We start from the raw sequence: 14,572 nt of genomic DNA, 5'->3' as shown, positions 1-14,572 counted from the left end.
GACTCGTCAGACAATCGTTTTTCTGTGATAGAATCGCAAACTTGAATGTCACTACCAACACGTGTATTTTGCACGCCAGTTTGCTTGAGCAGACTGTATTGGTCTCCTTATACCGAAACTTACCGTCTCGAAACAGAGGGAACTGTGAGCTTCGGTATAAATATCATTTCTTAAGAGGATTAAACATGCGCATCATTCTTCTAGGTGCTCCAGGTGCAGGTAAAGGCACACAAGCTCAATTCATCATGGAGAAATACGGTATTCCACAAATCTCTACTGGTGACATGCTGCGTGCGGCGATCAAAGCGGGTACAGAGCTTGGCAAACAAGCAAAAGCTGTTATCGACGCAGGTCAGCTAGTTTCTGATGAAATCATTCTGGGCCTGATCAAAGAGCGTATTGCTGAAGAAGATTGCAAACAGGGTTTCCTACTGGATGGCTTCCCACGCACGATCCCACAAGCAGACGGCCTGAAAGAGATGGGCGTAAACGTGGATTACGTGATTGAATTCGACGTTGCTGATGATGTGATCGTTGAGCGTATGGCGGGCCGTCGTGCTCACCTGGCTTCTGGTCGTACTTACCACGTTGTTTACAACCCACCAAAAGTGGAAGGTAAAGACGACGTAACGGGTGAAGATCTGGTTGTTCGTGATGACGACAAAGAAGAAACCGTTCGTGCACGTCTGGACGTATACCACACTCAAACAGCGCCACTGATCGAATACTACGGTAAAGAAGCGGCGGCGGGTAACACGACTTACCTGAAGTTTGACGGCACCAAGCAGGTTGCTGAAGTGAGTGCTGATATCGAGAAGGCATTAGCATAATAGATAATACCTATTATCAAAATTTTTAAGAATTTTGTTATAGTTAAGCGGCCGTAAGGTCGCTTTTTTTATGAACTTTTTCCGCGGATTTCGCGTACAACGACCGTGTTTTGCCTTGGTGGCAGACAATGTCTTACGCTCTGCGCGCTCAAGCCGCAGCTAAAAACAACTCGACAGGAAGCTATGCAAAAAAACAAAAAATACGGTGTCTTGTTAGCCAATCTTGGCACCCCGGAAGCGCCGACTGCGCCTGCTGTTAAACGGTTTCTCGGTGAATTTCTCCATGATCATCGCGTCGTGGATATGAGCCGTTGGCTATGGTGCCCGATTTTGCACGGTATCATTCTGCCTATTCGCTCGCCTAAAGTTGCTAAGCTTTATCAAAGCATCTGGATGGAGGAGGGATCGCCGCTGATGGTCTACTCCAAGCGCCAGCAAGCGGGTCTGAAACAACTGCTAAACGTGCCCGTCGAACTGGGTATGACTTACGGTGCACCAAGCTTGCAAAGTGGGGTAGAACGTCTGCAACAACAAGGGGTGGAATCCATCATTGTGTTGCCGCTCTATCCACAGTATTCCGGTACCACCACAGCTGCCGTGTTTGATGGTCTGGCGAAGGCAATGAAGAAGGTCTCGTTGGTACCAGAGCTGCATTTTGTGCGTGACTATCATAATCATCCGCTTTACATCCGTGCATTGGCAGAAAAGGTGCGCCAGTCGTGGGAGGAAAATGGTCAGGGAGACCTGTTGGTTTGTTCTTATCACGGTATCCCGAAACGTTATGCGGACAATGGTGACATCTATCCGCTGCACTGTGCTGAAACCACCCGATTGTTGGCTGCAGAGTTAGGGCTGGCGGATGATAAAGTTATGATGACTTACCAGTCTCAGTTCGGGAAAGAAGAGTGGTTACAACCTTACACGGATAAAACGATGGAAGCCTTACCCGCCAAGGGGATCAAAAAACTGGATATTCTCTGCCCAGCATTTTCGGTGGATTGTCTGGAAACTCTCGAAGAAATCTCTGAACAAAATCAGGAGATTTTCCTGCATGCAGGCGGAGAAGCTTTCCACTACATCGAGTGTCTTAACGCTTCAGCCAGCCATATTCAGATGATGGCTAAGCTGGTGGAAGAAATGCTCTAGAGCGCTAACTTCAAGTAAAACCCGTCGTTAAAAGCGATACGAATAAAAAAGCCTCAGCAGTTGCTGAGGCTTTTTAGCAAGATAAGAGGCTTATCAGCGAGATTACGCTTGCGCTGTTTCCAGAGCAGTTTCGTTTTCACCGCGGCAGATTTTCGCCAGCTTTGGTGCAATCAGGAAAGTAATCACGGTGATTGCAGCCGTTGCGTAACCAATCTTACCGAACACGTCGCCATAAATAGCCAAAGACTCAGTTGATGACGCAATGTGCGAAGGTACTGATGTCAGACTTGCTACCCAACCCGCGATCACAGCAGCGGTTGCTGAGGTCAGGAACCACATGCCCATCGCAAACCCCATCATACGTTGTGGGACCAATTGAGCGACCATAGCCAGACCTAAACCGGAAACCAGTAGTTCGCCAATAGATTGGAATGCGTAGCACAGGATCAACCAGTTCGAACTGATGATGCCATCTGTATTGGCAAAGTTAGCTCCCCAAGACAGGATTAGGAATGACAGCGCACACAGGCCCATACCGATAGCGAATTTGAATGGCATTGCCAGACGGTCACCCAGTTTGCCGTATATCATCGCAAGTACCGGGCTGGCCAGCATGATCCAGAATGGGTTCAGTGCCTGGAATTGCTCTGGTTCAACGTTAAAGCCGAGAATATCGTGGCTTACGTTGTGAATCGCAAAGAAGTTCAGTGATGTTGGCATCTGGAAGTAGAGTACGAAAAACACAATACCTTGCAGCATCAATACAAATGCAACCAGCATTTTCTGGCGTTCTAGACCTGTGATAGAGAACGCTTCCTTAAAGTAGAAGCTAACGATGGTCAGGCCAGCAATAACCAGGATGCCGTGTGCCAGCGATAGGTTTTGTAGGAGGTAACTACATACAAAGCTTGCGATGATTGAGCCGATGATTACTGCCAGCAAGTAGCTTTTGTTCACTGGTTTCAGGTCAGCCGGAGAGCCGACACTTTTCAGCATACCTTGGCAAATGATGAAGTTGACGGCTGTGATTGCCAGACCAATGGCACTCACACCAAATGCCAGGCCGTAACCTGCACGTTCTGCCACGATTGGAGTGATGATCATCGAGAAGAATGAACCCAAGTTGATCGCCATGTAATACATGGTGAAGGCGCCATCGAGACGAGGGTCGTTTTCAGGATAAACTTTGGCCAGCAGACTTGAAGGGTTCGCTTTGAACAGGCCGTTACCAACAGTGATAAAGCCCATTGCGATGTAAATCAGAGTTTCGCCGCCGAAGTGGTCTTTGGTGGTCGACATACCCAGTAAGACGTAACCGATCATCAGAATAATGGCACCCAGCGTGATTGCTCGTTTGGTACCAATCACTTTATCGCCGATCCAGCCACCCGCCGCTACGAAGCCATAAACTAAAGCGGAAAATGCACCGAAGAGGACAAATGATGATGACTCATTCATACCCAGAATTTTTACTAGGTAAACGGTCAGGATGGCTTGCATCCCGTAAAAACCGAAACGTTCCCAGAATTCGATAGAAAAAATCAGATAGAATGATTTAGGTTGCTTGAATATATTCAAGTCAGACATAAAGAGCTTCCTGTAATCAACCTTATCTTGGCGACTCCACGCGTCTTTAGTTCGAGATAAACAAGGAGTGCCTATTAAGATAGAGGTGTATGTTATAAATTCTCGTTAAGAGTATTATTTTGGTTAATGTAATGCATTTAAGTTTTTTATTTGGCAGTTACGTATACATCCAAGATGATAAGGCTGCAATAGCGTCATTTGGTTGCTTTATGAACTGTTTTATCTAACTGGTTGAAATGCAAAGTGTTACGCGTAGATGATGAAGTTAACTTTTTGTGAAATCTAAAATTTCATATTTGGTTACACTTTGCTTTTACGATGTTACAAATTCATATATTGGTATTAAGTAGTGATTTTCGGCTAAAAATCGCGACCAATTGGAAAAAGAGTTGATAAGAAATGAAACGTTGGTATTTGCTGTACTGTAAACGAGGTGAACAATTAAGAGCAAAAATGCACCTTGAAAATCAGGGAGTAGAGTGTTTTTACCCAGAGATCGAAGTGGAGAAGATTCGTCGTGGCAAGCGTCAGACGGTTAAAGAGCCGCTGTTTCCATCTTATATGTTTGTGCGGTTTGACTTTAATGTCGGGCCGAGTTTTACAACTGTCCGCTCAACTCGTGGCGTCTCCGATTTCATTCGCTTCGGCTCTGAACCCAAAGAGCTGCAAGGCGATCTGATTTATGACCTTAAGCAGTTAGAGTCTTCGTCGAAGAGTGAAACACCGAGTGTTGAGCTGCCAAAACCAGGTCAAGAAATCGAAGTGAAAGGTGGGCAATTCTGTGGCTTGAAGGCTATTTATCAGGAACCGGATGGTGAAACCCGTTCTATCATGCTGGTCAAAATGATTAGCCAGCCTGTCGCTTTGAGTATCGATAACAAACATCTCGATTTTAAAAAGTAGCGGGCAGTCGTTGGCATTTGATAAATGATTGAACGAAAAAAGGCGCTCAAGGCGCCTTTTTATTCTTAGTATGCTTCGTTGTGGACGGCTTTCACTGCTCGACCTGATGGGTCGATACAGTTTTTGAATGATTCATCCCACTCGATTGCTTTTGCCGATGAACACGCGACTGAAGGGCCTCCTGGTACACAGCGCGCCGCTGATTCCAGTGGGAACAATTCTTCAAAAATTTCGCGGTACACGTAACCTTCTTTGGTGGTTGGCGTGTTGTAAGGGAAGCGGAATTTCGCTGTTTCCATCTGTTGATCGGTCACTTTCGCTTCTGCCGTGGCTTTTAGAGTATCAATCCAGTTGTAGCCTACGCCATCAGAGAACTGCTCTTTCTGACGCCACGCGATGGAATCTGGTAGATAGTGTTGGAAGCATTCACGCAGAATGTGTTTTTCCATTTTTCCGTTGCCACACATTTTGTCTGCTGGGTTCAGGCGCATTGCAACGTCGATGAACTCTTTATCCAGGAATGGCACACGACCTTCCACCCCCCAGGCCGCCAGAGATTTGTTTGCACGGGCGCAGTCAAACATATTCAGAGCCAGCAGTTTACGCACTGTCTCTTCGTGGAACTCTTTCGCGTTTGGTGCTTTGTGGAAGTATAGGTAACCACCGAAGATTTCGTCTGCACCTTCACCGGAGAGTACCATTTTGATCCCCATAGCTTTGATCTTGCGGCCCATCAGGAACATTGGCGTAGACGCACGGATTGTCGTTACATCATAGGTTTCGATGTGGTAGATCACGTCGCGAATCGCATCCAGACCTTCCTGAACGGTGTACGTCATTTCATGGTGAACCGTGCCTAGTTTATCTGCGACTTCACGCGCGGCCTTCAGGTCAGGCGCGCCTTCAAGACCGATAGCAAACGAGTGCAGTTGTGGCCACCATGCTGCGGATTTCTCATCATCTTCGATACGCATTGCCGCAAAACGTTTTGCGATTGCTGATGTGATCGATGAGTCTAGGCCACCAGATAACAGTACGCCGTAAGGTACGTCGGTCATCAGCTGACGTTTTACCGCATCTTCCAACGCCTTGGTCAGTTCTTCTTTACTGCTGACGTTGTCTTTGACTGCGTCAAATTCGTTCCAATCACGGGTGTAGTAGCGTTTGGGTTCCGCATCTTTTGAGCTGTATGAACAGCCTGGGGGAAATTCGCTGATGGTTTTACATACTGGAACCAGAGCCTTCATTTCTGAAGCCACATAGTAGTTGCCGTGTTCATCGTGACCTTGGTACAGCGGAATGATACCGATGTGGTCGCGACCAACCAGATACTCGTCTTTTTCTTCGTCGTACAGAACGAAAGCAAAGATACCGTTTAGCTCTTCCAGCAAGTCTGCGCCTTTATCCTGATACAGGGCCAGAATCACTTCACAGTCAGAATCGGTCTGAAATTCATACTTACCCGCGTAGCGGGCACGGATTTCTTTGTGGTTGTAGATCTCGCCGTTCACTGCAAGGATAAGTTTTCTATCTGGGCTATAAAGAGGTTGCGCGCCACTATTCAGGCCTACGATGGCCAGACGTTCATGAGCAAGAATTGCGCGGTCTGATGCGTAGATACCTGACCAGTCCGGGCCACGGTGACGAAGTTTTTTAGACATTTCCAAAGCCACAGGGCGAAGTGTGGCGGCGTCACTTTTAATGTCTAAAATACCGAAGATAGAACACATACAACTTTCCTTAATTAGACGACTTTTAATCAGATGACTTCAATTTGCCACTTTGATTAAAAAAGGCAACCCATAAGTATTAAAAAGTTTAAAGGAAAGTCCTTGTGGTGAATTTTATTTAATTTATAAACCAAATTGGTGAATGATGTTTAGTTTTTGGTGAAAAAGACAGCAAAACAGATGAAAAAAGGAGCTTAAGCTCCTTTTTTCTTAATTATCAATAGCGGATGAATGTTGGTTTTAACTGTTCGCATACGTGGCGAGCAAAGCCGGTACCTGCCTCACTGTAGATGTTGAACGCAGCGTGCGCTCCTTCTTCGATCAGATTTTCCATTTGGTCAGGATACTCGGCAATCGCTGCTATCTGACCTTTAAAATGGCGTTTTTTAAGCAGTGAAAGTGCAATCTGGTTTGCCTGATGATGAGGCATTGCCAATAACACAATTTTCACCTGACCTGTATCCAGAATTCGTTCCCAAAAATCAGGGTCAGTCGCATCGCCGCTAATGACGTTGCGCCCCTCTTCACGATGTCCCTGAGCCGCGTCTTCGCGCAGTTCCACACCGAGAGATATCGGTCCATATCGGTGATGTAGCTCTTCATAAGCACCAGTACCGATACGCCCCATACCGAGAATCAAGACCTGTGCCTTACCTGGATTGATCAGCTTGTCGCGTTGATGGAGCTCATCAGGAAGATACTCATGAAACCAATGCGAAGAACGCTGATAAATTGCGTGGCCTTTACGTCCGAGTGGGGCTGCCAGAATAAACGACAGCGAGACAGAGATCGCCAGTGCGACCAGAATGTCGCCGGGTAACCACCCCATCTTAAACGCCAGTCCGCCGACAATCAGACCAAACTCACTGAAGTTAAACAGTGACAGGGAGGCCAAGAGCGAGGTTCGCACTCTGAAATGGAACTTGTTGATCACCCAGAAGTACAACGCCCCTTTGATCGGTAGCAGAATGAGGAGCAATAGCGCCAGCACGAAGCCAGTCGGTGTTGGCTCTTCAGACAAACCGATATTGAGGAAGAAGCAAACCAGAAACAGCTCCTTGAGATTGAACAAGGCTTTGGACAATTCGGACGCTTTGCGATGTTTGGCAAGCATTAGGCCGAGAATCAACGCCCCTAAGTCAGGTTTCATACCTACCAGTTCGAATGATCCCGCGCCCACCACGAGGGCAAGGAAAATACCGAGCAGGATGAGCATTTCGCCGTGTCCTACCCAGTCAAGAAGCTCGAATAACAACGGGCGAAGGAATGGCAGAATGAATAATCCGACCGCGTACCATTCAGGCAATTTTCCCGTCGAAGCGGTGAGGAATATGACGGCAAAAATATCCTGCATGACCAGAATACCTATCGCTAGCGTGCCATAGGTTGAATTCATTTCTCCCTTTTCTTGCAACGACTTTACTGCAAATACGGTGCTGGAGAAGGAAAGTGCAAAACCGAGCAATAGTAAACTGCTGAAAGGAACAGAACTCAGGCTATCGAGGCCAAGGAACTTAAACGCAACTAGAGCGAGTGTAAAGACCGCAGTTGAAACGATATTGTGAATCGTTGCACCCGCCCATATCTCTTTTTCGAGCAGCGTTTTGATGTCCAGTTTTAAGCCGATAGTGAACAGCATCAGCGTCACACCGAGATCGGCGAGCATCGAGATCGTTTCGTTAGACTCGAAGCCGTAAAGTTTCAGTCCGAAACCAGCAATCAGGAATCCGACCAGCGGAGGTAAATGAAGTTTGAGCGCAACGAAGCCAACGATGAACGCAGCAGATATAAAAATCAGATCCATAACGTTTCTTATATTTTTGTAATAAAAAGGGCCGTATCTTCATAGAGATACGGCCCAATATTATAGAACAATCGCCTGATTAATCTTCAAGCAATTTTTGTAACAGAACTCCATTCAGCATGGCGCGTTTTATCATTGCAAACGCGCTGATGGTTGGCTGCTTGTCGATTTGCGATGTTACGATCGGCAAATGGCGATGGAATGTTTTTAGCGACTGATTTTCCACATTGCGCAAAATGGCCGGAAAGATGATGTCCGGAGAATCGGTAATCTGGCCGGCAATGACAATTTTCTGAGGGTTGAACAGGTTAATTGTAATCGCAATTGCTTTACCCAGTTGGTTGCCGACACGGACTAAAGCTTGCTTGGCCAACTCATCGCCGTCATTAGCATGCTGACAAATATCTTCAATAGTGATGGCTTTCAGTTCGGATAAGCTCGATTCGTAACCTTGAGCGATGAGTTTCTTTACGCGTGAAACGATAGCTGGGTTGGTTGCCACGGTCTCAAGGCAGCCAAAATTACCACACTGACACTGTTCACCAAGTGGATCGATCTGAATGTGACCAATCTCCCCAACGTTGCGATTGGACCCAAGAAACACCTGGCCGTTCACAATAATCCCTGCGCCAGTACCGCGATGGACGCTGACCAGAATCGAGTCCTGACAATCTTGGCTGGCACCAAAATAATGCTCGGCTAACGCCATTCCACGTACGTCGTTGCCGACAAAACATTCAACATGAAATTGTTCACGAATAATGTCGCCTAATGCCAGTGCGTCCACATCGACGTTTGGAATGTATTCCACAACACCAGTTTCAGGGTTGACCAGACCAGGCAATGCGATACCAATAGCAATCAACTGGTCGATAAGCTGGCTTTGCTGGGCAATGAAGTCTTTGAGGTGACTAACCAGGCCTTCGATAAGCTGAGGCTGGTTAGTGTAGTGAAACTCATAGGAAGCAAACGCCAGCTCTTTTCCACCAAGATTGAAAAGGCTGAGTTGAATGTAATCGCGGCCAAGACGCACAGCGACCGAATGAAAAGGTTCAACTTCCGTGGTCAGAGAGATGGCTCTGCGGCCCCCTGTGGAAGCTTGTTGGGCGACCTCTTTGATGAGGCCGCGTTCAAGAAGTTGGCGGGTAATTTTAGTCACACTGGCCGGAGCGAGCTGACTTACATCGGCAACCTGGATTCGAGAAATTGGCCCCTGTTGGTCAATTAATCGATAAACCGCAGCGCTATTTAGCTGCTTAACTAGATCTACGTTACCTATTTGTCCGCCATTCATTATTACTTTTGCTCGTATTGTCCGTTAACCACAGTCGCTTTCACGTTGAAGTTACGGTCAAAAACCGTGAGGTTGGCGATCATGCCTTTTTTGACACGACCCAGTTTATGAGCAACCCCAATTGCTTTTGCTGGATACAAAGTAGCCATCCGTAGAGCTTCATCTAAAGCGATGCCGACATGCTCAACCGTGTTTTGAACTGCTTCAATCATGGTAAGGGCTGAGCCGCCAAGCGTGCCATTTTCATCAACACACTTGCCATCTCGGTAATATACTTTCTTACCGACAAAAATAAAGTAATCCATTTCAGCGCCTGCAGGAGCTGTGGCATCGGTCACTAATACGAGCTTTTCGCCCTTAATTTTGTGCGCAATTCGAATGTTGGCGTAATCAACATGGAAACCGTCTGCGATGACGCCAGTGTAAACATCCGGAGTATCGTAAATGGCACCAACAACTCCCGGTTCACGACCGGCCATCGGGGTCATTGCATTGAACAGGTGAGTGGCAAATGTAATACCAGCTTCGAAGCCTTGACGGGCTTCTGCATAAGTGGCGTTGGTGTGACCGATGGAAACGACAATACCAGCTTTGGCGAGCTTCTCAATGTGCTCCGCTTTATTGTTTTCTGGTGCCAACGTGACTTTAGTTACTACGTCGCTGTTGTCACAGATGAAGTCGATCATGGCATCATCAGAGGTGCGGATAAAGTCGACGCAGTGAATGCCTTTCTTCATGACATTCAGATAAGGACCTTCCAAGTGCAAACCCAGAGAATGATTCTGGTACTTTTGCTGATATTCACGCTGAGCAACGACAGCTTGTCGCATGTTTTCATCAGACGAAGTAATCAACGTAGGCAAAAAGCTAGTACAACCAGACTTTAAGTTGGCCTCGTGCATGATGTGGATGGTTTCAGCTGTTATTTCATCGTTGAACATAACACCGCCACAGCCATTCAACTGGACATCGATAAAGCCTGGGCTCACGTTTGCGCCATTCAGATCAACGGTTTTGAGATTTTCAGGCAGTTGCTCGATGGGACATACGGCTTGAATTAAGTCGCCATCCACAATGACAGCATGTTCGGTCAACACGTCGTTACCTGTGTAGATTTTGCAGTTAGTTAGCGCGTACATATCAGCTAATCCTTATCTATCGAGATTTTATCAATTTATTTGGCGACATCAGGCCAGCGAAGGCGTGCAGGGCAGAACTTTCTTTGCTGACTTCAATTAGGTCGCGAATTATCTTTCGGGCAAACGGCCACAAATATCGTGGCTAAAAATAAGTACTAAACAGCGTTACTACTCAAGGACTTTGTAAGTCATGGTCACACTCAGTGTTGCCGCTAAGTATAGCCTAATATCCTCGTCGTTAGCGTAACAAACCACGAGATAGTATCGTTATTTTTATGTTTTTTTATATTGTAAAATAAGTTTTATGATCTCGCTAGCAAAATAGTCGAATTTTGACCATTTCTGGTGATTATGATCACAATTGATAAGGTTTTAATTTGCGGAGCAAAATTAATGTCATACACTGACTATGACTAAATTGAGCGACTAAAATAAGTCGCCCGGTCCAAATATACCAAAATCCTATAGGGGGAACTTAAGGTGAATATTCTTGGATATTTTCAAAAAGTAGGTAAGGCCCTGATGGTGCCTGTTGCTACTTTACCAGCCGCAGCCATTCTTATGGGTGTCGGCTACTGGATTGACCCGAACGGTTGGGGTGCAAACTCCGCACTAGCAGGGTTCCTAATCAAAGCTGGTGCTGCAATCATCGACAACATGTCATGGCTGTTTGCGGTAGGTGTTGCGTACGGTATGTCGAAAGACAAAGACGGTGCAGCAGCTCTGGCTGGTCTGGTTTGTATGTACGTTGTAACCACTCTGCTTTCGCCAGGTGCAGTTGCTCAAATTCAGGGCATTGACCCTGCGACAGTGCCAGCAGCGTTTAGCAAAATTCAAAACCAGTTTGTGGGTATCCTCGTCGGTATCATCTCAGCTGAAATCTACAACCGTTACTCTTCAGTAGAACTGCACAAAGCTCTGGCGTTCTTCTCTGGTAAACGTTTGGTCCCAATTTTGACCTCCTTTGTTGGTATCGTCCTGTCTTTTGTTTTGATGTACATCTGGCCAGCAATTTACGGCGGTCTGGTGCATTTCGGTGAATCAATCCAAGGCATGGGTGCGACGGGCGCAGGTATTTACGCTTTCTTCAACCGCTTACTTATCCCTGTAGGTCTACACCACGCTTTGAACTCAGTATTCTGGTTTGACGTTGCTGGTATTAATGATATCCCTAACTTCCTAGGCGGCGCGAAATCTATTGCTGAAGGCACGGCTGTCCCTGGTGTAACGGGTATGTACCAAGCTGGTTTCTTCCCTATCATGATGTTTGGTCTGCCTGGCGCTGCGCTGGCGATTTACCACACCTCTACAGCGAAGAACAAAGAGAAAGTCGCAGGTATCATGATCGCCGCAGCATTTGCCTCATTCTTCACTGGTGTAACTGAACCTCTAGAATTCTCGTTCATGTTCCTGGCTCCACTGCTGTACGTACTGCACGCGCTGCTAACTGGTATCTCAGTGTTTATCGCGGCATCAATGCACTGGATTGCAGGCTTCGGCTTCTCTGCGGGTCTGGTGGATATGGTTCTGTCTTCTCGTAACCCACTGGCTGTGAACTGGTACATGCTGATTGTTCAAGGCTTGGTATTCTTCACCCTTTACTACGTGGTATTCCGCACCGTTATCGTGAAATTCGGTCTGAAAACTCCAGGTCGTGAAGATGAAGATGAAACTGTTGCAGTTTCTAAAGGTTCAACAGAGACTTCAGAACTGGCGAAACAGTACCTGAAAGTTCTGGGTGGTCACGAAAACCTATCTAACATTGATGCGTGTATCACTCGTCTGCGTCTGACAGTCAAAGATATGTCTATCATCGACGAGAAAGAGCTGAAGGCTCTGGGCGCAATGGGCGTGGTGAAACTGGGTTCTAACAACCTCCAAGTTATTCTTGGTCCACTGGCTGAAATCGTTGCTGGTCAGATGAAAGCGATTCAACCAGAAGAGCACTTAACTGACGCAAAACAGGCATAAGCCTTTTCAGACTCTAGCCATAATTGAAGCCTTCGCCTCGTGCGAAGGCTTTTTCGTTTGATTTGATTGGCGATATAACCGCCGGACTCCAGAAATAATCATAAGAAAACGGCAGTTTTTATTGTGAATTCGTTCAGAATTGTGGATCATTAGCGGCAATAATTTCTGCTCTGCCGGGCTTTTGAAGCTTTTAAATGCAGAAAAATTTTTCTGACAATACTAAATAAACTTTGAGGTGCTATAGATGAGTGAAGCTGAGGCTCGTCCATCGAACTTCATTCGCCAAATCATTGATAAAGATTTAGCGGATGGTAAACACACTAGCGTGCATACTCGTTTCCCGCCAGAACCAAACGGTTATCTGCATATCGGACACGCGAAGTCGATCTGTTTGAACTTTGGTATTGCTCAGGACTATCAGGGTCAGTGTAATTTACGTTTTGACGACACAAACCCAGAAAAAGAAGATCTCGAATACGTTGAGTCGATTAAGAAAGATGTGAACTGGTTAGGCTTTGAATGGTCTGGCGATGTTTGTTATTCATCGGATTACTTCGACAAGCTTTATGAATATGCGGTGGAACTGATCCAAAAAGGTTTAGCGTACGTTGAAGAGCTAAGTCCTGAGCAGATCCGCGAATACCGTGGCACATTAACAGAGCCAGGTAAACACAGCCCATATCGTGATCGTAGTGTGGAAGAAAACCTCGCGCTGTTTGAAAAAATGCGTGATGGTGGTTTCGCTGAAGGCCAAGCGTGTCTGCGTGCGAAAATTGATATGGCGTCCTCATTCATCGTGCTGCGTGATCCTGTGTTGTATCGTGTTCGCTTTGCGGAACACCACCAGACAGGTGACAAGTGGTGCATCTACCCGATGTATGACTTTACTCACTGTATCTCTGATGCGTTGGAAGGCATTACACATTCACTGTGTACACTTGAGTTCCAAGACAACCGCCGTCTGTACGATTGGGTTCTGGACAACATTACGATTGATTGCCACCCACGTCAGTACGAATTCAGCCGCCTGAATCTCGAATATACGGTTATGTCTAAGCGTAAGCTGAACCAACTGGTGACTGAAAAATTGGTGGAAGGCTGGGACGACCCACGCATGCCAACCATTTCAGGTCTGCGTCGTCGCGGTTTCACTCCAGCCTCTATCCGTGAGTTTTGTAAACGTATCGGCGTGACCAAGCAGGATAACCTGATTGAATTTGGTGTGCTGGAATCGTGCATTCGCGACGATCTGAACGAAAACGCCCCGCGCGCGATGGCGGTTCTGGATCCAGTTAAGATTGTGATTGAGAACTTTGCTGCAGACTCTGTTGAAATGCTGCATATTGCAAACCACCCGAACAAACCAGAAATGGGTGAGCGTGAAGTACCGTTTACTCGTGAAGTATGGATTGAACGTGAAGACTTCCGTGAAGAAGGCAACAAAAAATACAAACGTCTGGTTCTGGGTAAAGAAGTTCGCCTGCGTGGTGCATACGTGATCAAAGCTGAGCGCGTTGAGAAAGACGAGCAAGGTAACATCACGACCATCTATTGTACCTACGATGCAGATACTCTGGGTAAAAATCCTGCAGATGGCCGTAAGGTAAAAGGTGTTATTCACTGGGTTTCAGCAGATAAAGGCGTATCTGCGGAATTCCGTCTTTATGACCGTCTGTTCACCGTGCCAAACCCGGGCGCAGCAGATAACTTTGCCGCGACAATCAACCCAGAATCACTGGTGAAACTGAACGGTTTCATTGAGCCAAGTCTTATTTCTGCTGAAGCTGAGTTCGGTTATCAGTTTGAACGTATGGGTTACTTCTGTGCCGATGCCAAAGATTCTAAAGCAGATGCGTTGGTATTTAACCGCACCGTTGGCCTGCGCGATACTTGGGCTAAAATCGACACTGAGTAAGCGTTTTGCACTGTGATCATTGAAATAAAGCCAGCACAACGCTGGCTTTATTTTTATCAATAATCACCTCACACGTGAGCGGAGACCTGCCCCGAGCACAAAATTTGTGTGAGATTCCTGCGATTATTGTGGTCGAGACACATTTTTTGCCTTACAGCCTATAGTTTTGCCTAGCTGATCCGATATATTTAACAGATCATTGTATTCCTTTAGTTAAAGCATTCAGCTGAGCCTTTTATGCGTCAATTTTTCC

At 46.5% G+C, this 14,572-nt stretch carries 10 protein-coding genes; 5 read left to right on the top strand and 5 right to left on the bottom strand.

All coding sequences use genetic code 11. From position 1 onward, the window contains the following. Positions 1-185 precede the first annotated feature (185 nt). Complete coding sequence (gene adk / locus LGV68_RS06625; protein WP_020327968.1) at positions 186-830, top strand: adenylate kinase; 645 nt, start codon at positions 186-188, stop codon at positions 828-830. Positions 831-1,013: 183 nt separating this feature from the next. Then, positions 1,014-1,976, top strand: coding sequence for a ferrochelatase (gene hemH, locus LGV68_RS06620; RefSeq protein WP_047459153.1), 963 nt, complete (start codon positions 1,014-1,016; stop codon positions 1,974-1,976). A 102-nt stretch (positions 1,977-2,078) separates the two neighbouring features. Here hemH and dtpA read toward each other — a convergent pair whose 3' ends face one another. Then, the gene (dtpA, locus tag LGV68_RS06615) at positions 2,079-3,563 is read right to left on the bottom strand and encodes a dipeptide/tripeptide permease DtpA (protein WP_020327966.1); all 1,485 of its coding nucleotides are present in this window, start codon (positions 3,561-3,563) and stop codon (positions 2,079-2,081) included. A 399-nt stretch (positions 3,564-3,962) separates the two neighbouring features. On the opposite strand from dtpA, the gene rfaH reads away from it, so the two are divergent. After that, the gene (rfaH, locus tag LGV68_RS06610; RefSeq protein WP_020327965.1) at positions 3,963-4,466 is read left to right on the top strand and encodes a transcription/translation regulatory transformer protein RfaH; all 504 of its coding nucleotides are present in this window, start codon (positions 3,963-3,965) and stop codon (positions 4,464-4,466) included. Positions 4,467-4,531: 65 nt separating this feature from the next. Here rfaH and asnB read toward each other — a convergent pair whose 3' ends face one another. From asnB to nagA, 4 genes are all read right to left on the bottom strand, one after another. Further along, entirely contained in the window at positions 4,532-6,196 is a 1,665-nt protein-coding gene (gene asnB / locus LGV68_RS06605; RefSeq protein WP_020327964.1) for an asparagine synthase B, read from the bottom strand. A 217-nt stretch (positions 6,197-6,413) separates the two neighbouring features. Further along, complete coding sequence (locus LGV68_RS06600) at positions 6,414-8,000, bottom strand: cation:proton antiporter family protein (RefSeq protein WP_252536397.1); 1,587 nt, start codon at positions 7,998-8,000, stop codon at positions 6,414-6,416. A 79-nt stretch (positions 8,001-8,079) separates the two neighbouring features. Further along, the gene (locus LGV68_RS06595) at positions 8,080-9,294 is read right to left on the bottom strand and encodes an ROK family protein (RefSeq protein ID WP_020327962.1); all 1,215 of its coding nucleotides are present in this window, start codon (positions 9,292-9,294) and stop codon (positions 8,080-8,082) included. A 2-nt stretch (positions 9,295-9,296) separates the two neighbouring features. Continuing rightward, on the bottom strand, positions 9,297-10,433 hold the full coding sequence (gene nagA, locus LGV68_RS06590; RefSeq protein ID WP_047459150.1) for an N-acetylglucosamine-6-phosphate deacetylase: 1,137 nt from the start codon (positions 10,431-10,433) through the stop codon (positions 9,297-9,299). Between the two features lie 480 nt (positions 10,434-10,913). On the opposite strand from nagA, the gene nagE reads away from it, so the two are divergent. Both nagE and glnS read left to right on the top strand, forming a co-directional pair. Beyond that, complete coding sequence (gene nagE / locus LGV68_RS06585) at positions 10,914-12,404, top strand: N-acetylglucosamine-specific PTS transporter subunit IIBC (protein ID WP_020327960.1); 1,491 nt, start codon at positions 10,914-10,916, stop codon at positions 12,402-12,404. 244 nt (positions 12,405-12,648) lie between these two features. Continuing rightward, a complete protein-coding gene (gene glnS / locus LGV68_RS06580) occupies positions 12,649-14,319 on the top strand; it encodes a glutamine--tRNA ligase (RefSeq protein ID WP_252536396.1) in 1,671 nt (556 codons plus the stop codon). Positions 14,320-14,572 lie beyond the last annotated feature (253 nt).

It is taken from the genome of Vibrio sp. LQ2, assembly GCF_023920125.1.
Taxonomy (GTDB): Bacteria; Pseudomonadota; Gammaproteobacteria; order Enterobacterales; family Vibrionaceae; genus Vibrio; species Vibrio fluvialis.
The sequence above is the reverse complement of the archived record's forward strand: the minus strand, read 5'-3'. Positions and strand labels throughout refer to the sequence as shown.

What these genes read in the sequence shown, in the direction of transcription:
- adk (WP_020327968.1), top strand. Translation starts at nt 186, where the DNA reads ATGCGCATCATTCTTCTAGGTGCTCCAGGTGCAGGTAAAGGCACACAA.
- hemH (WP_047459153.1), top strand. Translation starts at nt 1,014, where the DNA reads ATGCAAAAAAACAAAAAATACGGTGTCTTGTTAGCCAATCTTGGCACC.
- dtpA (WP_020327966.1), bottom strand. Translation starts at nt 3,563, where the DNA reads ATGTCTGACTTGAATATATTCAAGCAACCTAAATCATTCTATCTGATT.
- rfaH (WP_020327965.1), top strand. Translation starts at nt 3,963, where the DNA reads ATGAAACGTTGGTATTTGCTGTACTGTAAACGAGGTGAACAATTAAGA.
- asnB (WP_020327964.1), bottom strand. Translation starts at nt 6,196, where the DNA reads ATGTGTTCTATCTTCGGTATTTTAGACATTAAAAGTGACGCCGCCACA.
- LGV68_RS06600 (WP_252536397.1), bottom strand. Translation starts at nt 8,000, where the DNA reads ATGGATCTGATTTTTATATCTGCTGCGTTCATCGTTGGCTTCGTTGCG.
- LGV68_RS06595 (WP_020327962.1), bottom strand. Translation starts at nt 9,294, where the DNA reads ATGAATGGCGGACAAATAGGTAACGTAGATCTAGTTAAGCAGCTAAAT.
- nagA (WP_047459150.1), bottom strand. Translation starts at nt 10,433, where the DNA reads ATGTACGCGCTAACTAACTGCAAAATCTACACAGGTAACGACGTGTTG.
- glnS (WP_252536396.1), top strand. Translation starts at nt 12,649, where the DNA reads ATGAGTGAAGCTGAGGCTCGTCCATCGAACTTCATTCGCCAAATCATT.